This window comes from Lederbergia galactosidilytica (assembly GCF_017873565.1).
Lineage (GTDB): Bacteria > Bacillota > Bacilli > Bacillales > Bacillaceae_C > Lederbergia > Lederbergia galactosidilytica.
This window is the reverse complement of record NZ_JAGGKH010000001.1, coordinates 187,329-212,858: the sequence shown is the minus strand read 5'-3', so window position 1 is coordinate 212,858 and position 25,530 is coordinate 187,329. Positions and strand designations below refer to the sequence as shown.

Annotated in this window: 30 protein-coding genes and 1 tRNA gene; 28 read left to right on the top strand and 3 right to left on the bottom strand. The window is 41.6% G+C overall.

Annotated elements, in window-relative coordinates; translation table 11 throughout:
* Positions 1-256: 256 nt before the first annotated feature.
* The 5 genes from rapZ to J2Z23_RS00930 all read left to right on the top strand — a co-directional run bounded on the left by rapZ (position 257) and on the right by J2Z23_RS00930 (position 5,486).
* Complete coding sequence (gene rapZ, locus J2Z23_RS00950; RefSeq protein WP_064468631.1) at positions 257-1,147, top strand: RNase adapter RapZ; 891 nt, start codon at positions 257-259, stop codon at positions 1,145-1,147.
* A complete protein-coding gene (locus J2Z23_RS00945; RefSeq protein ID WP_057984037.1) occupies positions 1,144-2,103 on the top strand; it encodes a gluconeogenesis factor YvcK family protein in 960 nt (319 codons plus the stop codon). Before rapZ ends, J2Z23_RS00945 begins: the two co-directional genes overlap by 4 nt.
* 254 nt (positions 2,104-2,357) lie before the next feature.
* Complete coding sequence (whiA, locus tag J2Z23_RS00940) at positions 2,358-3,311, top strand: DNA-binding protein WhiA (protein WP_209972978.1); 954 nt, start codon at positions 2,358-2,360, stop codon at positions 3,309-3,311.
* Between the two features lie 18 nt (positions 3,312-3,329).
* Positions 3,330-3,587 (top strand): HPr family phosphocarrier protein, encoded by a 258-nt coding sequence (locus tag J2Z23_RS00935; RefSeq protein WP_057984040.1) that lies wholly within the window; start codon positions 3,330-3,332, stop codon positions 3,585-3,587.
* Positions 3,588-3,761: 174 nt separating this feature from the next.
* Positions 3,762-5,486, top strand: coding sequence for an ABC transporter ATP-binding protein (locus J2Z23_RS00930; protein WP_057984042.1), 1,725 nt, complete (start codon positions 3,762-3,764; stop codon positions 5,484-5,486).
* A gap of 576 nt (positions 5,487-6,062) precedes the next feature.
* Here J2Z23_RS00930 and clpP read toward each other — a convergent pair.
* Entirely contained in the window at positions 6,063-6,665 is a 603-nt protein-coding gene (clpP, locus tag J2Z23_RS00925; protein WP_057984043.1) for an ATP-dependent Clp endopeptidase proteolytic subunit ClpP, read from the bottom strand.
* A gap of 233 nt (positions 6,666-6,898) precedes the next feature.
* Between clpP and J2Z23_RS00920 the strand changes: the two genes are divergently transcribed.
* The 3 genes from J2Z23_RS00920 (at position 6,899) to J2Z23_RS00910 (ending at position 9,102) form a co-directional block, all read left to right on the top strand.
* Positions 6,899-6,970: transfer RNA gene (locus tag J2Z23_RS00920), tRNA-Arg, on the top strand.
* A gap of 111 nt (positions 6,971-7,081) precedes the next feature.
* Positions 7,082-8,041: a tyrosine-type recombinase/integrase gene (locus tag J2Z23_RS22690; protein ID WP_209972976.1), complete on the top strand. Its 960-nt coding sequence runs from the start codon at positions 7,082-7,084 to the stop codon at positions 8,039-8,041.
* A 191-nt stretch (positions 8,042-8,232) separates the two neighbouring features.
* The gene (locus J2Z23_RS00910) at positions 8,233-9,102 is read left to right on the top strand and encodes a helix-turn-helix domain-containing protein (RefSeq protein ID WP_209972973.1); all 870 of its coding nucleotides are present in this window, start codon (positions 8,233-8,235) and stop codon (positions 9,100-9,102) included.
* Positions 9,103-9,368: 266 nt separating this feature from the next.
* Here J2Z23_RS00910 and J2Z23_RS22140 read toward each other — a convergent pair whose 3' ends face one another.
* Both J2Z23_RS22140 and J2Z23_RS00900 read right to left on the bottom strand, forming a co-directional pair.
* Positions 9,369-10,097 carry a hypothetical protein gene (locus tag J2Z23_RS22140; RefSeq protein ID WP_238482547.1) on the bottom strand — a complete coding sequence of 243 codons (729 nt, stop codon included), beginning with the start codon at positions 10,095-10,097 and terminating at the stop codon, positions 9,369-9,371.
* A gap of 920 nt (positions 10,098-11,017) precedes the next feature.
* Positions 11,018-11,257 carry a helix-turn-helix domain-containing protein gene (locus tag J2Z23_RS00900; RefSeq protein WP_209972971.1) on the bottom strand — a complete coding sequence of 80 codons (240 nt, stop codon included), beginning with the start codon at positions 11,255-11,257 and terminating at the stop codon, positions 11,018-11,020.
* Positions 11,258-11,689: 432 nt separating this feature from the next.
* Between J2Z23_RS00900 and J2Z23_RS00895 the strand changes: the two genes are divergently transcribed.
* The 20 genes from J2Z23_RS00895 to J2Z23_RS00805 all read left to right on the top strand — a co-directional run bounded on the left by J2Z23_RS00895 (position 11,690) and on the right by J2Z23_RS00805 (position 25,464).
* Positions 11,690-11,947 (top strand): hypothetical protein, encoded by a 258-nt coding sequence (locus J2Z23_RS00895; protein WP_209972970.1) that lies wholly within the window; start codon positions 11,690-11,692, stop codon positions 11,945-11,947.
* A gap of 717 nt (positions 11,948-12,664) precedes the next feature.
* Positions 12,665-13,201 carry a hypothetical protein gene (locus J2Z23_RS00890; protein ID WP_209972969.1) on the top strand — a complete coding sequence of 179 codons (537 nt, stop codon included), beginning with the start codon at positions 12,665-12,667 and terminating at the stop codon, positions 13,199-13,201.
* Positions 13,202-13,258: 57 nt separating this feature from the next.
* Positions 13,259-13,570, top strand: a complete 312-nt coding sequence (locus tag J2Z23_RS00885; protein WP_209972967.1) for a hypothetical protein — start codon at positions 13,259-13,261, stop codon at positions 13,568-13,570.
* A gap of 13 nt (positions 13,571-13,583) precedes the next feature.
* Positions 13,584-13,784 carry a hypothetical protein gene (locus J2Z23_RS00880; RefSeq protein WP_209972965.1) on the top strand — a complete coding sequence of 67 codons (201 nt, stop codon included), beginning with the start codon at positions 13,584-13,586 and terminating at the stop codon, positions 13,782-13,784.
* 433 nt (positions 13,785-14,217) lie between these two features.
* Positions 14,218-15,018, top strand: coding sequence for a hypothetical protein (locus tag J2Z23_RS00875; protein ID WP_209972963.1), 801 nt, complete (start codon positions 14,218-14,220; stop codon positions 15,016-15,018).
* A 78-nt stretch (positions 15,019-15,096) separates the two neighbouring features.
* Positions 15,097-15,312: a helix-turn-helix domain-containing protein gene (locus tag J2Z23_RS00870; RefSeq protein ID WP_209972961.1), complete on the top strand. Its 216-nt coding sequence runs from the start codon at positions 15,097-15,099 to the stop codon at positions 15,310-15,312.
* 9 nt (positions 15,313-15,321) lie between these two features.
* Positions 15,322-16,200 (top strand): hypothetical protein, encoded by an 879-nt coding sequence (locus tag J2Z23_RS00865; RefSeq protein ID WP_209972959.1) that lies wholly within the window; start codon positions 15,322-15,324, stop codon positions 16,198-16,200.
* A gap of 79 nt (positions 16,201-16,279) precedes the next feature.
* The gene (locus J2Z23_RS22505; protein WP_274387250.1) at positions 16,280-16,411 is read left to right on the top strand and encodes a hypothetical protein; all 132 of its coding nucleotides are present in this window, start codon (positions 16,280-16,282) and stop codon (positions 16,409-16,411) included.
* A gap of 212 nt (positions 16,412-16,623) precedes the next feature.
* Positions 16,624-17,070 carry an HNH endonuclease gene (locus J2Z23_RS00860; RefSeq protein ID WP_209972957.1) on the top strand — a complete coding sequence of 149 codons (447 nt, stop codon included), beginning with the start codon at positions 16,624-16,626 and terminating at the stop codon, positions 17,068-17,070.
* Positions 17,071-17,439: 369 nt separating this feature from the next.
* Entirely contained in the window at positions 17,440-17,646 is a 207-nt protein-coding gene (locus J2Z23_RS00855; RefSeq protein ID WP_209972956.1) for a hypothetical protein, read from the top strand.
* Positions 17,639-17,815 carry a hypothetical protein gene (locus J2Z23_RS00850; protein ID WP_209972954.1) on the top strand — a complete coding sequence of 59 codons (177 nt, stop codon included), beginning with the start codon at positions 17,639-17,641 and terminating at the stop codon, positions 17,813-17,815. Before J2Z23_RS00855 ends, J2Z23_RS00850 begins: the two co-directional genes overlap by 8 nt.
* Before the next feature lie 62 nt (positions 17,816-17,877).
* On the top strand, positions 17,878-18,369 hold the full coding sequence (locus tag J2Z23_RS00845; protein WP_209972952.1) for an ATP synthase subunit B family protein: 492 nt from the start codon (positions 17,878-17,880) through the stop codon (positions 18,367-18,369).
* The gene (locus tag J2Z23_RS00840) at positions 18,366-18,623 is read left to right on the top strand and encodes a hypothetical protein (protein WP_209972950.1); all 258 of its coding nucleotides are present in this window, start codon (positions 18,366-18,368) and stop codon (positions 18,621-18,623) included. The genes J2Z23_RS00845 and J2Z23_RS00840 overlap by 4 nt, the downstream gene beginning before the upstream one ends.
* The gene (locus J2Z23_RS00835) at positions 18,620-19,378 is read left to right on the top strand and encodes a hypothetical protein (protein WP_209972948.1); all 759 of its coding nucleotides are present in this window, start codon (positions 18,620-18,622) and stop codon (positions 19,376-19,378) included. Before J2Z23_RS00840 ends, J2Z23_RS00835 begins: the two co-directional genes overlap by 4 nt.
* Before the next feature lie 120 nt (positions 19,379-19,498).
* Positions 19,499-20,296: a hypothetical protein gene (locus J2Z23_RS00830; protein WP_209972946.1), complete on the top strand. Its 798-nt coding sequence runs from the start codon at positions 19,499-19,501 to the stop codon at positions 20,294-20,296.
* Positions 20,296-20,865, top strand: a complete 570-nt coding sequence (locus tag J2Z23_RS00825; protein ID WP_209972944.1) for an Ntn hydrolase family protein — start codon at positions 20,296-20,298, stop codon at positions 20,863-20,865. The genes J2Z23_RS00830 and J2Z23_RS00825 overlap by 1 nt, the downstream gene beginning before the upstream one ends.
* A 742-nt stretch (positions 20,866-21,607) precedes the next feature.
* Positions 21,608-21,850, top strand: a complete 243-nt coding sequence (locus tag J2Z23_RS00820) for a glutaredoxin family protein (protein WP_057984045.1) — start codon at positions 21,608-21,610, stop codon at positions 21,848-21,850.
* A gap of 217 nt (positions 21,851-22,067) precedes the next feature.
* Positions 22,068-23,099 (top strand): sugar-binding transcriptional regulator, encoded by a 1,032-nt coding sequence (locus J2Z23_RS00815; protein ID WP_057984047.1) that lies wholly within the window; start codon positions 22,068-22,070, stop codon positions 23,097-23,099.
* 63 nt (positions 23,100-23,162) lie between these two features.
* On the top strand, positions 23,163-24,170 hold the full coding sequence (gap, locus tag J2Z23_RS00810) for a type I glyceraldehyde-3-phosphate dehydrogenase (protein WP_057984049.1): 1,008 nt from the start codon (positions 23,163-23,165) through the stop codon (positions 24,168-24,170).
* Positions 24,171-24,276: 106 nt separating this feature from the next.
* Positions 24,277-25,464: a phosphoglycerate kinase gene (locus J2Z23_RS00805; RefSeq protein WP_057984051.1), complete on the top strand. Its 1,188-nt coding sequence runs from the start codon at positions 24,277-24,279 to the stop codon at positions 25,462-25,464.
* Positions 25,465-25,530: the final 66 nt, after the last annotated feature.

The window sequence follows — 25,530 nt, the reverse complement described above, 5'->3', positions numbered from 1 at the left end:
GTAAAAAATTTGCCATGATGGAAGTACTGTCATTTCAAGTCTGTTAATAGTATAATAATAGCAAGCTAAAATCAGGCTCAGTCATTTTCATATTCATAAGGAACAAAGGCTGAAACATAGGTATCAAATGTGATGTTTTTATGATCTTCCTGCTAAATTTGAAGGAAATGAATTTTGTCTGTAATGGATCCCATATATTTGTCTATGGGTCTTATTGTCCGTTTGCGTAGGATAAAAGGAAACAGGAGTGGGATAAATGAACGCAGTTTCTGATGAGATACAGTTAGTTATTATTACGGGAATGTCAGGGGCAGGAAAGACAGTTGCTGTTCACAGCTTTGAAGATTTAGGTTTCTTTTGTGTGGACAACTTACCACCAGCTTTAATGCCTAAATTTCTGGAATTAATGAAGGAATCTGGAAATAAGATGAATAAAGTAGCTCTTGTAATGGATTTACGTGGGCGAGAATTTTTTGATACTTTATTACGTGTTTTGGATGAACTTTCGGATTCAACGTGGATGACACCCCAAATTCTTTTTCTTGACTCAAATGATGCAGCACTTGTTAGACGATATAAAGAAACTCGTCGCTCTCACCCGCTTGCAACCGATGGGTTACCTCTTGAAGGAATCAGACGAGAACGCCATATATTAGATGAATTAAAAGGCCGCGCCCAATTAATTTATGATACATCTAATATGCAACCGAAAGAATTGCGCGAAAAAATTATCGAGGATTTTTCCGCGAATAAAAAGACCACTTTTACAGTTAATGTCATGTCATTTGGATTTAAACACGGAATTCCGATTGATGCGGATTTAGTATTTGATGTCCGTTTCTTACCGAATCCCCATTATATTGATCATATGCGCCCGAAAACAGGAATGGAAGAGGAAGTATATCAGTATGTATTAAAGTGGAGTGACACGCAGAAATTTCTGGCCAAAACGACAGATTTACTGACGTTTATGTTACCTCTTTATAAGCGGGAAGGGAAAAGCCAGCTTGTGATTGCGATTGGCTGTACGGGTGGACAACATCGTTCTGTTGCTCTTTCTGAATATATTGGTGAATTTTATGAAAATGATTATCATGTATCGATTACACATCGAGATATTGAAAAAAGAAAGGGAAAAACATTATGACAGAAACATCAAGTCCCAAGATTGCTGTCGTAGGAGGGGGGACAGGATTACCCGTTCTTTTGCGCGGTTTGAAGAATCTTCCGGTTGAGTTATCCGCCATAGTAACAGTGGCAGATGATGGAGGTAGCTCAGGGAGATTAAGAGAAGAAATGGAAATACCGCCACCAGGGGATGTAAGGAATGTCATTGCTGCTTTATCAGATCAAGAACCTTTAATCATTGAAATGTTTCAGCATCGTTTTAATTCAAATAGTGAGCTTTCTGGCCATTCTCTAGGAAATTTAATTCTCGCGGCACTCACATCCATCACTGGCAATTTTGTTCATGCTATCCAAGAGATGAGCCGGGTATTAAATGTACGTGGTCATGTTCTTCCCGCAGCCAATCAATGTGTTGTATTGAATGCTGAAATGGAAGATGGTTCTATTGTAATTGGTGAATCGAAAATTCCTGAAGCGGGGAAAACTGTTAAAAGGGTCTTTTTAACACCTGAGCCAATCAAACCATTAGAGGAATCCATACAGGTCATTCGAGAAGCTGATTTGATCGTATTGGGGCCTGGAAGTTTATACACGAGTATTTTACCGAATCTATTAGTTCCTGGTATTGGTGAAGAAATATGTAAAGCAAAAGCGAAAAAAGTATATATTTGCAATTTGATGACACAGCCTGGCGAGACATTGAATTTCTCCGCGAGTGATCATATCCAAGCTTTATATTCCCATATGGATTGTTCTTTTATTGATCTTATCTTAGTGAATAATGAACCAATACCATCCCATTTGAAATATCGCTACCAAGAAGAGCAAGCAAGGCCGGTTGTATTTGATGTAGAAAACCTTGCAAAATTGGGAATTGAAGTTATTGCGGAAGAAATTATTAGCTTAGATAAAGGGCTTGTGCGGCATAATACTGAAAAAGTTGCTCAGATTTTGTACTCACTTATTGAAAGGTAATGGGATTACGAAGTAAATTGATCGTTTTGCTACGAATCTGGCCCGCATTCCATTCGACTAGCAACCACTTATTGAAGCTTATCTTGGGTTCCAGCCAAGAAGAAAGAGTTCACAGCTCATTGGTTGTTTAATGTACATAATTCCTAGTGCAGATGAACCGGAAAAAACTATTGATTCATGAATTTGCTTAGAGGATATTGTACTCTTAGCCGTATATTATGGGCGCTTGCGCTTTTTTTTAGGAGGTGGCAGATGTGTCGTTTGCTTCAGACACAAAAAAAGAATTAACAACATTAGAATCTGCAGATTGCTGTGCAAAGGCCGAATTATCTGCCCTTATTAGAATGAATGGTTCCCTTTCTTTTTCTAATCGCATACTTGTTGTCAATGTGCAAACTGAAAATGCAGCCATTGCTAGAAGGATTTATGTTTTAATAAAAAGGATTTACGCAACCGAGGTAGAATTATTAGTTAGGAAGAAAATGCGCCTCAAAAAAAATAATGTTTATATTGTCCGTCTAAAAAAACAGGCGGAATCAATTTTGCGAGATTTAAAGATTTTAGGGGAAGGTTTTACCTTTGTCCATGATATTGAACAAGATTTAATTGAGAATGAATGCTGCAAACGTTCGTATTTACGAGGGGCTTTTCTAGCAGGCGGTTCAGTAAATAATCCAGAGACATCTTCCTATCATCTTGAAATTGCTTCTTTATACAAAGAACATAATGAGGCACTTTGTGAGCTTATGAATGAATTTTCCTTGAATAGCAAGTTTTTAGAGCGAAAAAATGGGTATATTACCTATCTAAAAGAAGCCGAGAAAATTGCTGATTTTCTTGGAGTGATCGGAGCTCATAATGCATTACTAAAATTTGAGGATGTTCGGATTGTGCGGGACATGCGTAATTCTGTAAACCGGCTTGTCAATTGTGAAACAGCTAATTTGAATAAAACGATTGGCGCTTCATTAAGGCAAGTGGAAAATATCCGCTATATTCAGGAAACAGAGGGCTTAGACATCTTACCTGAGAAACTTCGAGAAATTGCTATTTTACGAATGGAACATCAAGATTTAACCTTGAAGGAATTAGGTGAAATGGTTTCTGGAAATCCAATTAGTAAATCGGGCATTAATCATCGATTAAGAAAAATCGATGAAATTGCAGATAAATTACGCAAAGGTGAAACAAGCAACACATATAAATAAGTAAAGGGGTGAGGAACTATGGTGGTTAAAGAGATAGAAGTAAAATTGCCAGCTGGATTACAATCTCGTCATGCAGCAGAATTTGTTCAAGAGGCAAGCAACTTCGCCGCAGATGTCTTTCTTGAAAAAAGCGGTAGAAATGTCAATGCAAAAAGTATTATGGGTTTAATGAGTCTTGCGATTGGCCCAAATGAAGTAGTGACACTTTCTGCTACAGGTAGCGATGAAGAAGAAGCTGTTGCGCAGTTGGCTAACTTTATTGAAAATAACAATTAATGCTTGGAGAAAGAGTGTTGAAACAATTGTTGAAACACTCTTTTTCTATGGAGAAGAGATAGGCTAGGATCTGGTATACATACTTGAAAATGATAAAAATATATTATTCGTAAATGGATGGAGTGCCATTTACGTGTTGACGTAGTGAGATTTAATCATTGAAGGAGTAAGGCGATGCTAAAACAATTTTTTTCGTATTATAAACCACATAGACGATTGTTTATTATTGACTTTTCAAGTGCTGTAATTGTAGCTATTTTGGAATTGGCCTTTCCAGTCGCAGTCCAATGGTTTATTGATAAACTATTACCAGAAGGCGATTGGAATAAAATATTCACAGTGGGGATACTTTTACTGATTGTGTATTTATTGAGCACAGTGCTTCAATATATTGTCAGTTATTTAGGCCATAAGTTAGGGATTAATATTGAAACAGATATGCGGGAGCAATTATTTACCCATGTTCAACGCCAATCGTTTCGTTTTTTTGATAATACGAAGACAGGGCATATTATGAGTCGGATCTCGAATGATTTATTTGATATTGGTGAACTTGCCCATCACGGACCAGAAGATTTCTTTATTGCGATTATGACATTTGTCGGTGCTTTTTCGATTATGTTCCATATAAATCCGAGTTTAGCGGTGATCACATTTATTATGGTGCCATTCCTCATTTGGTTGGTCACTTATTGTAATATTAAAATGAATCATGCGTGGAAAAATATGTACGGCCGGATTGCGGATGTCAATGCGAGAGTAGAAGACAGTGTTTCTGGCGCTCGAGTTGTGCAATCTTTTACAAATGAGAATTTTGAAATTAAGCGATTCAAAAAAGATAATGGTCTATTTCGGACCGCAAAGCTTGCTGCATACAAAGTTATGGCTGGGACGCATTCCAGTATTTATATGATGACTAGACTTGTCACATTATTAGTGCTCGTTGTGGGTGCTTGGTTTAGTTTTAATGGAAAATTAACATATGGAGAATTGGTTAGTTTTGTGCTTTATGTAAATGTTTTGATCAAACCAGTAGATAAAATTAGTGCTTTACTTGAATTATATCCGAAAGGAATGGCTGGATTTAAACGTTTCCTAGATCTTATTAACCAAGACCCAGAAATTCAAGATCGTCCTAATGCTTTAGCAGTTGATCACCTAATGGGGAATATTCACTTTGAGGATGTCCACTTTCAATATGATGACCATAAACAGGTGTTAAAAGGGATCGATTTAAATATTCGCGCAGGGGAAACTGTTGCCTTCGTGGGACCATCTGGTGCGGGAAAAACGACAATTTGTTCTTTGATCCCGCGTTTCTATGATGTGGAGAAAGGATCGATTATGATCGATGGAATGGATATTCGAGATATGACGAAACATTCGCTCCGTTCACAAATTGGGATTGTTCAGCAGGACGTCTTTTTGTTTACCGGAACAATTCGAGAAAATATTGCTTATGGGAAGCAGGATGCCAGTGAAGAGGAAATACGTGAAGCAGCTAGGAAAGCTCATTTAGAAGACTTTATAGCTTCACTTCCTGAAGGCTATGAAACTCAAGTCGGTGAGCGAGGGTTAAAATTATCCGGAGGGCAAAAGCAACGCCTAGCGATTGCGCGCATGTTTTTAAAGAACCCACCGATCCTTATTTTAGATGAAGCTACCTCAGCTCTTGATACAGAAACAGAAAAAATTATTCAGTTAGCCTTGAATGAACTAGCTGTGAATCGTACAACCTTGGTCATCGCGCATCGCCTGGCAACAATTCGAGATGCAGACCGTGTATTGGTCGTAACTGAAAATGGTATTGAAGAAGATGGTACTTATACCGAACTAGTCCGACAAAACGGCCTCTTCGCAAGACTGCATAATATTCAGTTCCAAGAAATTGGCTCATAAAAATTGTAAATCCTTAATGTAAAATAGGATTAGGACATAGATGGCTGTGTACACAAGGTAAGCGATCAACGTATCCTCCTATAGGGGATCTAAGCCTACAAAATGATGCAGCTAGGTAGTTTTTGTGTATAGGGGGGCTGCTAAGCACACTAATCAAGTTGCCTACGCAGTTTTTATGTTCATAGGATGGCTCTTATGTATGGGATCTCTATCGCGCTTATAGGAGGGTATCAGGCGATCCCTCATCAATTTACTTTTCATGCTAGTGAATTTAGTAAGTACATTGTCTGATAATAAATTGCATGAAAATAGACTGGGACATAACTGTTAAATCCCAAGGACGAACAATGAACTACCTGAGGCCGAAGGAAATATACGTAGATTCCAGCGGGAGTAAAGGCATCGGTGAGATCCCGGAGTGCGATAGCACAAGGAAGCTCACCAGCCGCCCGCGGAAAGCGAAGTATATTTCCGTAGCGCATTATTAACCCTAGTAGTTCCGTTTTGTCTTTGGTGAAAGTAATTTTGTCCCAGTCTCTAAATTTTAGCTAGTTATTTCTAACGACTTTCAATATATTATTTTCCTGCGTCTATTTCTTCTTTACGTTCAATGATTCGATCGATCAGCCCATATTCTTTCGCTTTTTCAGCTGTCATAAAGTTATCACGGTCTGTGTCACGTTGAATAACTTCAAGCGGTTGACCTGTACGATCAGAGAGAATTTGATTTAACTTTTCACGCAAGAATAAAATTCGTTTAGCAGCAATTTCAATTTCGGTTGCTTGCCCTTGTGCGCCACCAAGTGGTTGGTGAATCATCACTTCACTGTTAGGTAAGGCAAATCTTTTTCCTTTTTTACCAGCAGCAAGTAGGAAAGCTCCCATTGAAGCAGCCATACCAGTACAAATTGTGGAAACATCTGGTTTAATATATTGCATAGTATCGTAGATCGCCATACCAGCTGTAATGCTTCCGCCAGGACTGTTAATGAAAATAGTAATATCCTTTTCAGGGTTTTCAGCTTCCAAGAATAGCAGCTGTGCTACAATAGAGTTGGAAACATTATCATCAATCCCGCTTCCAAGCATAATAATACGGTCTTTTAGCAAACGAGAATAAATATCATAAGCTCGTTCCCCTCTGCTTGTTTGTTCAATAACTGTAGGAATTAAATTCATTATTTCTCCTCCTTTTTTTATAAAAAACAGATTCCCTAAAGTGTTGAAAACTTTATGTATTCTTATCATACACCAATGGTCAGTGAAGGTCAAATAATCAAACTAGACATTTGACTTTTGGAAATTTGTTCCTATAACATACCATATTCTCCATTTTAGATGATTTTAAACAAAATATGCTTGCATTCTATAGAAAATTCATCTATAATTTCATATCGTACGCTTCTTACATTGCCCTCGTGGTGTAACGGATAACACGTGAGATTCCGGTTCTTAAAATGTGGGTTCGATTCCTGCCGAGGGCGTTTATGCACGCTGTATAAGGGCTTACGTTAGTTTATAGCGTAAGACTAAGCGTTAAAAGTCTACGAGATTATGACGTCTCTTTCCAAAACGGAAAGGGGCGTCTTTTTTTTGTGCGCAAAAATAGATTAGATTTCGAAGAAGTCCAATCAATAAAAAACTACGTTGGCGTCAAAAGCGTTCATTTCGATGCCGCATTAGAAGATTTTTGCATCGATAGAAAACGGATAGGGCTACGTGAAAGCACGATCGAATATTATCGGCGCGAGATTAACGTATTAAGGCGTTATATTATCCGGGAAAAAGATGAACTTATCGCGGTAGCCGACATCGATAAAGAATTGCTGTATAGATTTACTGATTATCTGCGAGATGAACGCGGAAATAGTGTCGGAGGAATCAACGCCAAGATAAGGGCAATAAGGACATTCTTATTTTATTGCGAGGAAGCCGGATACTTACATAACAATCCCGCTAAGGACTGGAAACAGATACGTACCAAAGAGCCGGAGATCAATACGTTTACTATGCAGCAGATTAGCGCGCTACTAAAGCAGACTGATAGGCGAAAGTTTACTGGATTACGCGATTATGTGCTCATGCTATTCCTACTCGATACAGGCGCTCGCATATCAGAGGCGCTCAGCGTGAAAATTGACGATATTCTATTTGCAGAAGGTCGAGTCTATCTCCGAAATACTAAAACGGATATTTCTCGATATGTACCTATCTCGGATAGATTAAAGCAGGAACTACGGCAATTTTTAAAGATACATGGCGACATGAGCGATTATGTATTTGTAAATCTGCGGGGAAAACCGATTGACAAGAACAGCTTCCGAATAATCGTAAATAAATATGGAAAGCTGGCCGGAGTGAAGAACGTCAGGTGTAGTCCGCATACATTTCGGCATACTTTCGCTAAGTTTTATATATTGAACGGCGGAGACGCTTTCAGCCTCATGCAGATCATGGGACATACCACGATGGATATGACGAAGCGCTACGTGCGTTTATTCGATACAGATATATTGAACAAACATCGGAAATATAGTCCGCTACAAAATCTATAAAAATAAAAAAGCCCTCCATACATACGTAGGAAGACAAGATCGCACACCCGCGACAACGGGGTACATAAAAAGAACTAATTACCGTTAGTATATCGCAAAAAATCCGCGAATGCAACGTTTATTTAAGTGTGAATTGTCTATCGAACGTATATTCCTGTCGAGAGGGCGCCCATTAAAGGAGCCTATCGAAAATGTTACTAGCAAACGAAGCAACCTATCGTAGCCTATCTACGTTTGAATCAGTCGAAGAATTAAACGAAGCTATCAAAATACATAGAACGAATAATCAACTAAGCGCAACCGAGCGCGCTGTCCTCGAGTTAATCAGCCGTTACGCGTGTAAATACGTCGGTGTATGCTATTTATCGAAGAATAATATCGCAGAGGCAGTCGGTCGAGTAAGACGTACTGTTATTCGGGCGTGCAATCGTTTAGAGGCGCTCGGCATCATCAAGCAATACGAGACTAAGCGCGATGGAGGGGATCGTAGGCAGTCAACGAATGTTATCGTTGTTTTACCTTTGCGAATTTCGCAAGTCGGTGACACGTGTCACAGTTCGGAGTATGTGCGCCTGTCGCACGAAGTTGAGACGATGTCGTCCCAAGCGAAATGCCCGACGTCGGGAAGTATGCCACGTGGCACAAAACGGAGGACGTCCTCCGATAAGGACAAAATGTCCGAATCAGCCGAAGTCACACCGGACATGTCACGCCATAAAACTCCGTCTAATAAGCTAAATAATATTAATTATATTAATACGTATTATAAACCGTTTTATGCTCGATTTAAGGCGTTTATAGGCTCAACGATAGGCAAGGATAGTCAGCGCATAATATCGCGCCTATATGGCGTCTATTTAAGCCACAGCAAGCCGTTATTAGCCGGCAATGCCTTCGATAAGGGATCAGTGGAGCATATCGGATTTCAAGCGCTTAAAACAGCGGTCATGGCTACGAAAAACAAGCGTATAAAGAACCTTGCGGGCTATTTTAACGGCATATTAGATCGTATGCTGGACAAGCTATACTTCGGAGAAATGGGCGAACTGGGCGGATTATAAAGGAGGGATTAGCGTGTTAATATTTCGAATAATTTGTAAGTTAAAACGGAATCATAAGTATGATTATTTTACCGACGTTTGCGTGCGATGCGGCCGAAAGAGAAGAACGTATATAGGCTAGGCGGTATGCCAACCGATGTTCCAAGCCGTATTCCAGCGTCTATGCCAACTCAATTCCACCCTGGAATATCGGTTGGTATATCGGAACATGGCGTCATTACTACGTTTAAGCTTGTACTCCGATGTTCCAGCTAAGTGCGACTATACTACGTATATGAGGGTGGCAAATGCTCGGCTTCGCGCTGTTCGGGCGGTAGGGTGGCTATTTGGTAGAGCGCCTCCATTCCTAAAGTGGTAGACGTCGACCACTTTCCGCTCAATTCGTCAACAACTCGAATGAACTTATTCGCCTGCCTAACGTCCATTCTTACGGACTTACAAAACTCCGTCCACTCTCCGTGCGCCAAATCGTTTTCTTTTACGTGCTTGAGGCGCTGGCTCCGCTCGATGTCCGCTTGGCGTTCTGCTTGCTTCGCCCTTCCTTCAAGCTCCGCAATGCGATCCCGATATTCCTTTAGAGTATCGATATTACCTGCAAGGACTTCCGACTTGGCTTGCGCCTTTTCGGGCGAGGATTCTGCGGAGGGCTTGGCGATTTCGTACGTAAGGGATACGGGAAGGTCTTCGATCCTCTCAATCTCGGAAACTTCGTGCAAATTTAGCACAAGGTCGAATCGGTCGATAAGGTTATAGACCGTCCGCTTTTTCCATCCGAGATATGTGTACCACTTTTCGAATACTCCTTCGTACTTACTTCCTTGTTTCGCCAACTCCGTCTGTGCTTCCTTTAACTCTCTCCCTAACTCCGTATAAGCCTTTCCGACAATCTCTCGCATGTTCGATTCTTTCCTCCGAAGGAAGTCCGCCGTCTGTCCGTCCACTTGCTTATAATCGAATACTTGCGATTGACCACCGCCTTTGATTTCGTTTGCCACGATGCGCCGCCTGCCGTTGTTCCGAGCTTGCCTGCGGATACTAGGCGCTGGAGTTGCGGGATGAGGTCGTGGAGTTTTAGGATTCGTTTTGTTGTTCGCTCATTGATAGTTCGGTTGTTGCATCGTCTGTAAAGTCGCTGAATTTGACGCTATATAAGAAGGAATGCGTTACTGCTTTAGCGAGATGCAGCGACATAATGCAACGGATATGATTTCGATATAGTTCGATCATCAGCTTTTGCGCTCGCCGCGGAAGGCCTTTGAAAACTCGAGGGGTCTGCTTAATATCGGAAATCAGCGCCTATATGTCCGCTATAATGAAGGAATGCTTTAGCAGGCTAACGTATTATTGCCGAATAGTTCCGATATATCGACGTTTTGCCAGCCTAATGACGCTGCCGCGCGACCCTCCGAACGATTTCCGAATAGTAAGTTTATTCATTATCTCGGGAAATAGTGGCGTTTCACAATCGGAGGCAAGCGAGCTAAACCGCGTCATATCAACGATGTATAAAACGTTGCATAAACGAATAAAAGCGGAGATTGTGAAACCGCGTTAGATCAACGTTTGTGGAACGTATCAACTTCCGAAAAGTTTTATTATGTAAAGTAGAAATGAATACGATATGCGTCGATATACAAAACGCGACTAACGGAATTGTCTGAATTGTGTGCCCCCGGGGTAATATTCTGACAACTTATTCGCCAGGCGGGTCTTAATTGCGGACAAAAATTTTTCACTTCGGGGGTTAAGTCGGAGCCATCTCGCACAGCTTCGTTTCTATATGTAAAATATCGGGGGTATGCCCGCCTTTTTCAATAACGGAATGCCTTGTGGGTGTATTCGGTAGCAAACGTCATATAACACGGAAAAAGGGGCGTATGCCCCCTGTTTTAATGATAAGCCTGCCTATCGCCTATCATTCGCCGATATATTCAATCGTCAATACGTCCTCAATCGTATGCTTATCGCCAGTAAGCGTGTTGAGCGCGTCCACTATCTTGCGCAAGGTCTCGAAACTGATCGCCTTGCTTTCGCCTTTGCATAGCTCGCCAATCGTCGCCGGCCTAATCTTGCCCTCGACAGCTATCGCATTCCTAGATAATCCGTTATGTTTGCTGATCGTATCATCGAGAGTTATTTTTACGTTTGCCTTCATATACTCACCTCGCAAAACCTTCGTCATATTGACGTCAATTATACGTCATAAAAAAAGTTTCGTAAACCGCTTGACGTTTCCCGTAATACGTTATATACTATGTTTAACGTTAAAAGTTATACCTTAAAAGGAGGTCATCGAAAATGGAACTCATAACGGTACTTTACGCAATGCTCGGCAGTTTTGCAATCGGACTATTCGCAGGCTTTGCTAACACTAAGGAGGCCGGCAAGTAATGGACGAAATCATAAACGAGCTTAAACAGCATTTATACGCCAGGGCCGATCAGCTACGAACTAATCTCGACGACGACGAAATCAAGCGCGATTGCATAGCGCTAGTTGAGGCGGTCAATATCCTCGAGCAGCGGGCATACGGCCGCATGATAACGACATTATTCAGTATTATATAAAAATATCGGAGGTAATTAGGATGAACTTTAATCATATCGAACTATTAAACGTTGAGGAAGGCTATGACATTTTAATTGAAACGGCAAAACTGGCGGAGGGCATTACGCTAAAGGTATATGATCGGAAAGAAGCGGAGCTAGTTATCGAAGGCGGATCGGAAAAGGTTGAAATGCCGTTCAATTGGTCGGCAGAGACTCGAAATATGCTCGAAAAGTTGGGAGAGATGAAAGCCATCGATTTATTAGGTTTAATTCGGAATTATCGGGTAGTTGTATAAGTAAGGTAGTCTGATGATGCGCGGAAACTGGCGTAATGGCAACGCTTTTCCTTTTTGGCGGCGCGGAGGACAAGCGTAAGAGGACGCGGCCTGTCGATTGCCAGTCGATAGGGATTTGGCCCGCGTTATAATCGGAGTTAAAGGCGTGCGGCAACGGCCGGTTGGCGACGGCAGAGCGATAAAGTTGGGGCGATCGGTGGCACGGTCGCCTTTTCAATTATCGGAATATTACGTGTTCGGGGTTTTGTGGTGCAATTTTGCCTTAGATTTTGGTTATAAGTAGTATAGGGCGAAAAACTTACTCGTGAAAGTGTGCGGATTGCTTTTTGTTTGTATATAAGAATGTGAGGGCGGAATTAAAAATATTTTCGCGGAAATGTCCCAAAAACAGAAATTGTTTTGGTTATAAGTAGTAAGAGGGCGAAAAACTTACCAGTAAAAGATGCGGAATTGTCCCATTAGCGATGTCACTCGAAGGCATCATAAGTAAGAGGGCTTGGAAAAGAGGTGATGATTCGTCCGAAAATAACCTCGTAAGACAGCAGAAATAACGTTTGTCGAAAAATCTTTTTTATAAGCGTGAGTCGTTGGGCGTCAAGGGTTTCGGGGAATTGGTAAAAATTAGGATGCCCCATCTGATGGTGTGGTCGTATCCTACATAAATAGGAAGACTTTTTTCGTAACTAAAATTTAGAAACTAAAAGGAGAAGATGAAAAGTGAAAAAACAATTCGTACTAGGTCAAGAGGTAGTAATCAAAGGCAGATACGTAATCAATCCGGTCAGTCATACGGAAGTGGACGAAGTAGAGGCACGCATCAAAGTGACTGGCCAACCGGAAGCCAGCGAGAAGTATCGTGTTGAGAGTTTCGAAGTTGAAAAGCACGGAATTATTACTGGTATCCGTAGCATCGTAGGCAGCCGTATTCATTATCTCGATCATAACGGACAAGTAGTGACGAAAACTACTCGACAGCCGGCTTACTTAGTGGCGACCGATATGCGCGGATTATGCTACGTGCCGGTTGATATGGTAACAGTTGCCGAGGAGCCAGAAACAGAAATTGCAAAGCTCAAGCAAGAAAACGGGTTCCTTAAATGGAGTAATGGGTTTCTATCGGAATACCTTTCCGAGGTAAGACAAGAACTGGCTGAGTACAAGGAAATCGACGAAGATGACGATGATTTGGACTTCGATGATGATGACCTCGACTATGAACTTGACGAATTAGAGGACGAGCTAGTTAACGCATAACGGGTCGGCACTGGTCGGCTCTCACCCTACTAAAATATGAAAAGGAGATGTTGAATTATGTCTATTGTTAGTATTAACAGAAAAACTACAGAAAAAATAATTAGAGCCACTATGGAGAAACTCGGAATTCCAGAAGCTATTTTCGCTTTAGAACCTACACTAAAACCAATGTTATTAATGGCTGGTGACTTCGTAAAGTGTACTGAATATCTTGAATCCGGACTTTATTCGAAGGAATCCTCTCTTCAAGAACTTGAAAGAATCCGAAATGAATTGTCCGGATTGCTAGAAAACCATGAGAAAGATTTCCGAGATTGGATGATGGACTTTATGAACGAAACTATTTCCGAAGTTGAAAGGATAAATTAGGGAGGTCGGAACGATGAATCAAAAATGTATCCGCTCGTTACGTATCGCCCGCGAACTCATGCGCCGTGGCTTCCGTCCAATCGACGCAGAACCTGCCCGCAAATCGCCCGGCTTCATCGTCTTTATATTCCGAGAATCGGACGAGTTGAACGCAGCGCTGGACGAGATTATGAGCGAGCCTATAACGGGAATTGTCGACAATTCAAGAGATTAAGACCTTAAAACATACCGGTCGGACAAGTCCTCCCGGATCGAGTCAAGTACCTTCGATATTATCGGATTATATAATTTTTCGAAGGTTTTAAGAAACGTAGATTCCGACAGTTGAGGGAATGGTTTTTATTCCCGAAACTGGCGGTAGGTTTTAATGATTGTAAACAATCTACGGAAACAGGCGTCCTAGTTATATATTTTTCGGAGGTTTTAGGTTTACGGAGTATAAGAAGATAAAGATACAATTTCTCTAATAATGAGATATAAAACGCCCGAAAGCCTTGCGCCCCAACGGATACAGACGTTTTGGTCAACGTGATAAAAAGGTTACGTATCTCGGCTGAAACGTGATAAAAAGGTTACGTATTTTTTTTACTAGCACACAAATGAAGGATAGTCAATAAGAAATCTAGCGGAAAAGGAGCTACTAAACTATGCAGCCAACGAAAGAAGAAAACGCAGTACAACGCGCGCTATACCGTTTTTGGTATGAATACTATCGAAAGCCGCTATCGCAAGAAAAGCGGAATCAATTAGCGGAAGACTTCGCGGACAAATGGCTCGATCCTACAAAAATTAAAATAGATAAAACTTTCATTGTTCATCCGGAAACCAAGAAGAAAATAAAACAGCGCACTTGTACAGTGCAAGAAGTTCTTGCGGACTTCATTCTTCGGGTAAATCATTTCGACGAGAGAAAAGAAGAGTATCCAATTAAGAATCAAGAGATCAGTATACAAGATAGAATGGAACGCCAAAAAAGGGAATTATCGATCCTTTTGCAGAGTGAATACGATAAGGCAGTAGCAGAAGCTAAGGAGAAGGGAATAGCGTACCGTAAGCCTCCATATTCAGTTGATGAATATCGCTTTAATACAGAATCTCCGGTCGAATGTGCCGTATTCTTAACGGAATCATTGGACGTCAAAAAATATAGGGAGGAATTAAAAAATATATTGGAGTTCCCGGAATATTGGGCGGCCACATTATCGAAGAAATACGGCTATGACGAGGCGGAAACTCTGAAACGGATCAAGGCGCTAAAGCTCGAACGTGTTAAAGAGTGTCGAGTGTGCGGAAGTGGCTTCTATGCTCACGATATGAGGCGCCAAGTATGCGATCAACAGCACGGAATAGATTCGGAGGGCAAGCGGTCGGAGCGTTCAATGTGTGAGATTATCGACAAACATAATTTTAATATGGAATATTATGAAAATTCAGTATTTAAGTCTTAAAAAGCCCATTATATAATAGAAGGGCAATTAAGCCCACTATTTTTAATTCACTAAAAAGAAGGAAAGGAGTATAAAACGATGAATGTAGAAACATTCAAAGCAATTCGATTATATCTCGAGAAAAACCAACAGGAGTTTGCGGAGTTTCTCGGAGTTGCTAATTCCACAGTTGCCGGAATTGAGGCGGGGAATCGACCTATTTCGGATCAAGTTCGCGCCCGAGTCGCCCGTAAGTTTTCGGTAGATGCGGAATTTCTCGAGTTCATGGAACGAAATAAAAAACTAAGTATGTAGGAGGAAACTATGACGCATAAAAGTAGGATGCAGCAAATACGATCGGGCGAACCGGTCGGCAATCTAACGCCAATAGGTAACGGACACGCAAAGGACGAGCTAGGACGAATATTTAAACTACAGTCCTTTGAAGCTCAAGAAGAAAAACGACGACGTGGCTATATGAAGCGTGATAAACGTATATTCTCATTCTCACGAATGCAGGAAATGGTCGATACGGCCTCCAAGTTATCGAATAAGCACGCAGGTTATATGCTGATGCTATTTCCGTATATCCAATATAGAACTAATATTTTGGTTAGTCCCGGTCGCAAGGAGAATCAAATACCTCTAACTGATAAAGACTTAGCCGAAGTATTCGGGATAAACAAGAGGTACGTCAGTGGAATAATTACCGAATTGAAGGAAATCGGAGTAATCACGGAAACAAGAGAAGGATATTACAAGGTAAATGAGCGATACCATTTCAGAGGTAGATCGAGGGAGGATACGTACATGTTAGTAAAAACGTTCCATACTACGTTGAAAAAAATTAAAGTGAATCCGGCCGAATTGGGCGTACTATATAAATTACTTCCGTATATCCATTACGAGAGTAATCTAGTTTGTGAGAATCCATTCGAAGACGATCCAAAGAAAGTACGTTTCCTAAACACGTCGGAAATCGCCGAAAAAGTCGGATTGTCGAGGCAGAAATTAAATGATACTTTACGGAAGTTAGTCTCATCAGGTGCTATTGCTACAATTCAGCGGAAGAGTGGAATCGTACCGCAAGCAAGCGATGGGGATGGACGTGAAACGGTTGTTCTAATTAATCCTTACGTAATCACACGTAAAAGAGAGGATCACAGTGTTATTACTTTACAACTATTTAGCGATTCTTTTTAAAATGCAATTTTGTAAAACTCCATAGTTATCCAAAATAATCATAACGCAAAACACGCGAAGTGTCAAGAGGAGGAACGGAATGGATGAAAAAAGGCTAGATACGTTAATTGCGTATCTTCGAGCGTTGGCGGAGCTTAAAAAGGCCGGCCACCATGTAACGCTAGAAATTAACGAGATACTAAAAAAAGTAGATGAACAATTAAAAAATTAAATCGAGGGAGAGATCGAGAGAATGAAAGTATTAATTGAAATTTATCGAAGACTAAACAGGATCGACGCAAGAATCGAAGGTATGCGGGCAGGTGAGCGCCGATGACTACTAAAACCTGCCCACGTTGCCAGCAGACGAAGTCACTCTCGGAATACTACGGAGCCAAGAGGTCGTATTGTATCGAATGTGAGCGTGAGACAGCGCGCGAGCGTATGAGAAAGCATAATGCAACGTTTCAAGGCCGGGCTAAATTAGCGCTGCGAGACAGCAAAAGGGCTGCGGCAAAATACGGGGTATTCGACGATCTTACACTCGACGATGTGCTTTATACGTTTAGGATCGCGGAAGGTTGCTGTAATTATTGCGGAGAATATTTCGGCGATGATTTACAGCTAGAGCACATATTTTCACTGTCGACGGGAGGACATAATACGCTGGCTAATATTACGACCGCCTGCGCAGCCTGCAATTTAAAAAAGCGCGACGAGGCGATTATGACGCATATACAAACCAATCCCTTTGACATCGAGTTACTTAATGCGCTTATTGACCGGATAGCCTATCGGATGGGCGTAGATCGCGGGGAAGTTGCAGAACTCTTAGAATTGCAGCAGCGCGATTGTAGGGAGCGTAAATATAAAGGTAAGGGAGTAAGTTAATTGAGTTTCTATTCGAAGGCTGAACAAGAGAGCGTCCTTTTATACGACGCAGCCGCGGGCCATTGGCGAGTATCTTCGTCTTATCCTCCGCACATACGCCAGCTAAAAGAACGCGGTCAGATAAGCAGAACGACAACCGACGATGACGGGCGGATCATCGCCGTTGAGGGCGTAATGGAGCGTAATCAAATTAGGCTATTTAAGCCGATATTGAAGGAGATTGATTAAATGGCTAGGAGAAAACGGAAAAATAAAGATATGTCATGGATAGATAAATTGCCGAAAAATAAGAATGGCATTCCGGTTGAATCAGAGAGGCCTCCGCGCATCATATATTCGAACAAACTTAATAAATAAGGGGGATGCGCATTGCCTAAGATAACATTCGAACGAATGCCGGACGCCGCGATTATGAAATATAAGTATGAGGACGAGCCGTTGTTTAGCTATGAGTTTTCGCCGCGCATTACCGAACACGCTGCCCATCGAGCGATGGAGTTAGTCGTAATGAATGAACGCCGTAAAAGATGGCGGAAAGTTGAGAGGAAACGATTAAGGGAGCGATTAAATGAATAAACCTAAACGCAAGCCGCGCAGACCCATCAAGCGAGGATTTACTCTATCGGAAATTATCGGAGAAAAACAATCGGAATTACTGAAAGGAATGAATCGGAATGGAAAAAGAAACGTTTACAAGAGAAGAAGTCAGCCAAATCGTAAGGCAGCGAGTAAACAAGCTAAATGAGCGCGTCCAAGAGTTGGAACTCGAATTAATAATATTAAAACTTGATAAGGAGCTGGCGGACTATGAGCGAAAAACGGACGGAAACTGAACAGCTATATGACGGAATGACCGCGCAGAACAAGCCGGAAGATGTCGAAACACAAACGGAGCAATCCGAAGAAGCCGAAGCAGTCGAGGATCAAACGGACGCCCTCCTCGAAATTGAGCGAGAAATCGAATCCTATCAATCTAAAATCGCTAAGCTAGATGAACAGCTCGCCGGCTTCAAGTCGGAAAGCATTGCGGCGGCCAAGCGGAAGGCCATGCGGGAAGTTCACTATAATGACGACCAGATCGAGCGTTATTTAAGCCACATCGAAGGCGAGACAGTGGACGAGATTAAGGCGTCGGTACTTAAACTTTCGATGGACATTACGCCAGTCGATCCCTACGGCGATCCTTCCGCTATGAACGGAGCCAAGCAAAAGCCGACGCACGCAGACCCGGGCGAACTCGGCAAGTCAGTATACGAACGGATTAAGCACAAAATATGGGGCGGAGGTGCGACGTTATGAGCGAACAACTAAACGAATTGAAATCGGAATATACCGACAAGTTAAGGCGCTTGAAGCTACTAGAGGCCGGCGTCGATTATGGCGAAATAGATACTTATATCAAGTATTTATCGGCTGATAAGTCGAGCGAGATCGAGAAGCAGGCCGCGGAGCTAGTGGCAGATATTGAGCAGAAAAGCAACTTTGGCGATGCTTACTGTGATGATAAAAAAGTTTGGAATCCATTCAAAATAAAAGGAGAAGATGAGATATGAGAATTTTCAACTATGAGAATAAAAGAGTCGAAGAAATAAGTGACGATATGCAAGCAGATGAATTAATCCGTTCGGGGCAGGCAGTAGAATTAGATATCCCTAGGTTGACCAGCTATGAAAACAAGGCGGACGAGATACACGCGAATTATAAAAAGGAAGTTGAACGGATTAAAAGCTCGGATAATCCGTTAATGAAAAATCCGGAAGTTAGGAAATACGAACTCGATCGTCTCGAGCAAGAATACCGCGCGCAGTCGGCGGAAGTGGAGGCCGAGTATAAGGAATGGCGAGCTGCCCAGATCGAAGAATCCAAAGTGCGCGCGGCCCAAGCTACGATTAAAGTCTCCGATAATGACAAGCTAGTCGCGGAGCAATTCAAGAATCGCGCGAGCCTTAAACTGGCTGCAGCCGTCGAGAAAGGCGATGCCCTAACGGAGATTAAAAACGAAATAAGACTGCTCACGGATGGCCAGCGAGTAGCTTTACAGGGCGAAATTGCGGGCCTAATCGGAGGAATCGAAGGCAATGCAACGCATAAGCAAGCGATCATCAGCGCCGTGCAAGATATTCGAAATAGCGACTTGCTCGCGGCTAAAGTTGCGGAACAGTTGCCGCATTCCGTTCTCACTATGCAACGCATAGAGGATATAGCTAAGCGCGTAGTCAGAGAGCCTGGCGCAATGCGTGATGGAGGAATTGACCGCGAGTTCTACGAGGAACATTTGAAAGGTAAAGGAGCGTTTATCCCTCGATGATGGCAAGCTGACGGCCGGAGAGGACAAGGCGCGTAACCGTGCGCAATGCAAACTACGAGTTCGAGCAGACGGGGCGGTCCGGCACGCTGTCCCCGTCAATATACTAAGGAGGATTATAGCATGATAACGATAGATTTTAGGATATACTCACGGGCTACCAAGGGCGGAGGAGCCTTTATAAAATCGAGTACGGTTCAGTCGAAAAGCACTAAGTCGGGCGGAGGAGTCGTTAAATCTTCGGGAGCTGGCGGAGGTACAACCGTGACAAGTAGCGCGGGAGGCGGTACGAGCACATCGACAGCCGCAGGCGGAGGCAGTACGCAGACATCGAGCGCGGGCGGAGGTACTTCGACTACTAGCGGATTTAGTGCGCCGGGCTTTTATAAGTTGTCGTCCGTTCCTTACAATGTCGGAGGCTTGCCGGAATACAAAGACCATCAGCACGCGATCGAGATTACGAACCAGTTAAATCATAGTCATACGGTATCAATCGGCAGTCATACCCATACTACCCAAGTACCTTCACATACCCATAGTTTTACGGTTAAAGACCACAGCCACTCTATTTCGCTGAATCCTCATACCCATGAAATAAACTTATCGCCACATGCCCACGATTTCGAGGTTACTATTCCCGAAATAAACATCCCGGAACATGTTCATGAGGTAGAACACGGAATCTTTAAACTTGATCGTACGCCCACTAAGGTAACAATTAAAGTCGATGGTAATACCGTTCCTCATACAGCTCCTAGCGGAGATTCTATCGACTTAATACCCTATCTCGAATTAGATTCGGAGAACAGAGTTAAACGCGGCTGGCATACGGTCGAAATCACTCCAAACGACCTCGGCCGTATTAATGCGCAACTTATGACGCAATTCTTTATGCAGTCGCGAGGAGGTGTGGACGTATAATGTCGATGGTTACAGCCTATATTACGGAGCATTTTATCGTTATGACTGGCGATTATAGGCGGGTTCATATCGAGGATAACAGCGAATACTTTGACGATGCCCGGAAACTATTCCAAATAAATGACAGCGTGCTGATCGGATATACGGGCGATTATGCTATCTCGCTAAAGCTGCAAGCCTACCTCGATAAAAAGGACTTAAAGACGGCCAGTCCCGCCGAAATAGCCCGCATATGCAGACGCTGGCTCAATCGGAGAGCTAAGACGGACACGCAGCAGCGCATACTAATCGGAGGGCTAGACGCCAAAGGAAAGCCGGCAATTATCGAGCTAACGCATGATAACGACTATGAGCCGACAGTAATCAACGTAGAGGCCGGCCGCATTGACTGGCGCCTCATCTATGCGAATGTAGACCCAACGCCTTTCATCGAAGAAGAACTCGGCAAGCTCGAAGAAACAAGCCCGGACAGCATAGCGGAGTTGGCGCGGAAAGTAAATGAGCGAGTAGCAGGCGAGGATAGTTTCATCAGTCCGGCTTGCGATGTCGGGGTCCTTATATGTCGCTAGGGGCGATTTAGAGCGAATTAGTTTCAGCTTATCGGATAATTGTACGTTAAACGCTAAATAGTGCTTGCTTGTCCGCAGTTCTTGCGATATAATCGAAGCAACTAAGGAAAGAGACGTTAGTTTAACGGTAAGACTATCGCATAAAAGTCCGTCTAGGAAGTCGTAAAAACTTCGAGACAGATTCCGGTTCTTAAAATGTGGGTTCGATTCCTGCCGAGGGCGTTTCATATTAATGACGAGACTACTAGCAAATGGTTAGTAGTCTTTTTTTCTGTGAAAAAGGCGGTGCTAAAGGATTTCTAATCATCACATCATGAACAAAAAGATGGGAAGCACACTTCATTCATAAGACCGAAGGCTTTACTCACATCGCCTGATATACAAGAGAACTCGGCTTATCTTCCATCTTGCTTAGGTTATGAGAATTCTCTCATGTTTTTTGTAATTAAATAGGACAGATATATGTTGCAATCCAGTAAATGATGGAATGGGAAATAATTTTATGTAAATGGTATGATAAATGAGTCAATTTCATAATGGTTTATTAATGATCAATACACGAACGTTTTTGTTAAAGGAGATTGAATTGTTAGTTAGTGTATTTCCTTAACTTAGTTGATTGGAGCGGAAGGCGTCCACCTGAAGCGTAAATCAACATTGTTCGGATGTGAATGCTAAAATCTTTATTATGAAATTGATTCAAGTAATGAATTGATTTTTTCATATAAGAGGATGATAAAATATGGATATTGTTTTTTACACAAGGAAGAAGTGTAGCCTTTGTGTGGATGCGAAAAATATATTGGAAATACTACAGAACGACTATCCGATCAATATCGTGGAAAAGGATATTGATACAAACGAAGAATGGACTGAAAAATACGGATTGATGATCCCGGTAATTGAAATTGATGGAGAGATCATTCAATCAGGCTTGGTTGATTTATTTGTTTTAGAAGAAAAAATCAAATCTAAATTGCTTTGAAAAATGACTAATGGTAAAATTACCTTAGATGGTTTTATTGTGTTGTAAATGGGTCATAATATGTCTACGCGGGACAAAAAACGCCCACCGTTAAAATTGATTCGTAAAAGACCCAATGATACAATAAAATTAGCTGCTATCCTATTTTTGTAGTACGGTTGGGACGTAATATGTCTTAACGGGACAAATGGCGACCTTCTGGTAAAGGAGCAAAAAAATGCACAATCTCTTAAAGCTTCAATCAAAATTAGTACCAGATATGTTATCTGTTATGCAGAATCGCTATCAGATCCTTCGTTCGATTAGTTTAACGGAACCTGTTGGCAGGCGTACGCTCGCCCATATGCTAGGAACGACTGAACGGATTTTAAGAAGTGAGGCAGAATTTCTTAAGTCAGGTCAATTAATTCGTATTAATAATGCTGGTATGTCTGTTACAGACAAAGGTAAAAAGCTTCTCGTAGGTTTAGAAGAAGTAATGAGAGAATTAACCGGCATTAGTGAGACGGAACTAGCATTAAAGGCCAAGTTAGGCATTAAGAAAGTAGTGATCGTTCCAGGTGATAGTGATGAATCTTTGATTGTAAAAGAAGAATTAGGGAAAGCTTGTGCAGAAGTACTTAATCGTTGTTTCGAAGATCAACAAACAATTGCCGTAACAGGTGGAACAACGATGGCTTGTACAGCAGAAATGCTTACAGCAGAAATGGGGCAAGGTAAACATTTGTTGTTTGTGCCAGCACGCGGGGGACTTGGGGAAGATTTGAAAAATCAAGCCAATGTCATCTGTGCAACAATGGCTGAAAAGACAAATGGAGTACACCGTGTCTTATATGTGCCAGATCAAGTTAGCCAAGAGGTTCAGCAATCTCTTCTAAAAGAACCTGCTATTATGGAAGTTGTGGAAAAAATCAAATCAGCTGATATCGTTGTACATGGTATTGGTGAGGCGATCACAATGGCGAATAGAAGAGCTACTGAACAAAATGTCATGAAAAAAATAATAGGAGAAAAGGCAGTTGGTGAAGCTTTTGGCTATTATTTTGATGAAAAAGGGGAAATAGTACATAAAGTACCTACCATTGGTCTACGAATATCAGATCTATTTGATAAATCGTATGTCATTGCAGCAGCCGGTGGAAAGTCAAAAGCCAAAGCGATCAAGTCTTATTTTAAAAGTGCACCTGAATCTACTATTTTAATTACGGATGAAGGGGCCGCAAAGTCGATTTTAAAAGATATATCTTAAATAGGTATTTCTTTTAAAGATAAATTTTATTATTATCCATGATATTAAAGGAGGATGTTTGATATGGCAGTAAAAGTTGGTATTAATGGTTTCGGACGTATCGGAAGAAATGTTTTTCGTGCAGCACTTAATAATCCAGAAGTTGAGATTGTAGCTGTAAATGATTTAACAGATGCAAATATGCTTGCACATCTATTACAGTACGATACAGTTCATGGTAAACTTGATCAACAAGTATCTGTAGACGGAGATACAATCGTAGTAGGTGACCACCGCATTAAAGTTCTTGCTGAACGTGATCCAGCAGCTCTTGGCTGGGGAGATCTTGGTGTTGAGGTTGTTGTTGAATCTACTGGCCGCTTCACAAAACGTGAAGACGCAGCAAAACACCTTGAAGCTGGCGCAAAGAAAGTTATTATCTCAGCTCCTGCTAATGGTGAAGATATCACAATTGTTATGGGTGTTAACGAAGACAAATATGATGCAGCAAACCATCATGTTCTTTCAAATGCATCTTGTACAACAAACTGCTTAGCTCCATTTGCTAAAGTTTTGAATGACAAATTTGGCATTGTTCGCGGAATGATGACAACTGTTCACTCTTATACAAATGATCAACAAATCCTAGATTTGCCACATAAAGACTATCGTCGTGCTCGTGCAGCAGCTGAAAACATTATCCCTACATCTACAGGTGCTGCTAAAGCTGTAGCACTAGTTTTACCTGAACTAAAAGGTAAACTAAACGGAATGGCTATGCGCGTTCCTACTCCTAATGTATCTGTTGTGGATCTTGTAGCTGAACTTGATAAATCAGTTACAGCTGAAGAAGTGAATGCAGCTCTTAAAGAAGCAGCTGAAGGTGAACTTAAAGGAATCCTTGCATACACAGATGAGCCATTAGTATCTACTGACTACAATGGTGATGCTCATTCTTCTACTGTTGATGGACTATCTACAATGGTAATGGAAGGCAATATGGTAAAAGTTCTATCTTGGTATGACAATGAAACAGGTTATTCTAACCGTGTAGTAGATCTTGCAGCTTATGTTGCGAAACAAGGTCTATAATTTATAATATTAAGTAGAAATTTCATATAAAATTGAAATACCTTATTTGGGGGAGTGGGCATTAGACCCCTTCCCCTTTATCTTTTACTTAGAAGGAGGTACTATTATGGAGAAGAAATCAATAAGAGACCTTGACTTGAAAGGGAAAAAGGTTTTTTGCCGAGTAGACTTCAACGTGCCAATGGAAGAAGGAAAAATTACGGATGACACGCGCATTCGTGCCGCTTTGCCAACAATTCAATATCTCTCAGAGCAAGGAGCAATTATCCTTCTAGCAAGTCATTTAGGCCGACCAAAGGGAGAGGTGAAAGAGGAACTTCGCCTTACACCTGTTGCTCACCGTTTAAGTGAATTGATAGGGAAAGATGTGGCCAAAGCAGACGAAGCTTATGGTGATGCTGTAAAAGAACAAGTTTCTAAACTAGGTGAGGGAGATATCCTTCTACTAGAAAACGTCCGTTTCTACCCTGGAGAAGAAAAAAATGATCCTGAACTAGCAAAAGCCTTTGCTGAATTAGCGGATGTTTATGTGAATGATGCATTTGGAGCTGCACATAGAGCACATGCTTCCACTGAAGGCATTGCAAAATATTTGCCATCTGCAGCTGGATTCTTAATGGATAAAGAACTTTCTGTTCTAGGAAAAGCACTATCTAATCCAGAACGTCCATTTACAGCGATTATTGGTGGGGCGAAAGTAAAAGATAAGATCGGTGTAATTGATCATCTAATAGATAAAGTAGATAATCTAATTATTGGTGGTGGACTTGCTTATACATTTGTGAAGGCACTTGGCCATGAAGTTGGAAAATCTCTTTTAGAAGAAGATAAAATCGATCTTGCTCGTCAATTCATGGATAAAGCTAAGGAAAAGGGCGTTAAATTTTATATGCCTCAGGATGTTATTGTCGCAGACGATTTCTCTGAAAATGCTAATAAAAAAGTTGTTTCCATTGAAGAAATTCCAGCTGATTGGGAAGCTTTGGATATTGGACCTAAAACGAGGGAAACTTATCATAAAGTGATTCAAGAATCGAAATTGGTAATCTGGAATGGACCAATGGGTGTATTTGAATTGAATGCATTTGCTGGCGGGACAAAAGCCGTTGCAGAAGCACTTGCAGAAGCTACAGATACATATTCCGTCATTGGTGGTGGAGATTCGGCAGCTGCAGTTGAAAAATTCGGCTTGGCAGATCGTATGAGCCATATTTCAACCGGTGGTGGAGCTTCTCTTGAGTTTATGGAAGGGAAAGTATTACCAGGCGTCGCAGCACTAGACGATAAAAAATAAAAACGTAATAGCGCCCGTTTAGTGACTATGCAAATTGGAAGTTAAAGGATGAATGGCAAAATTCGC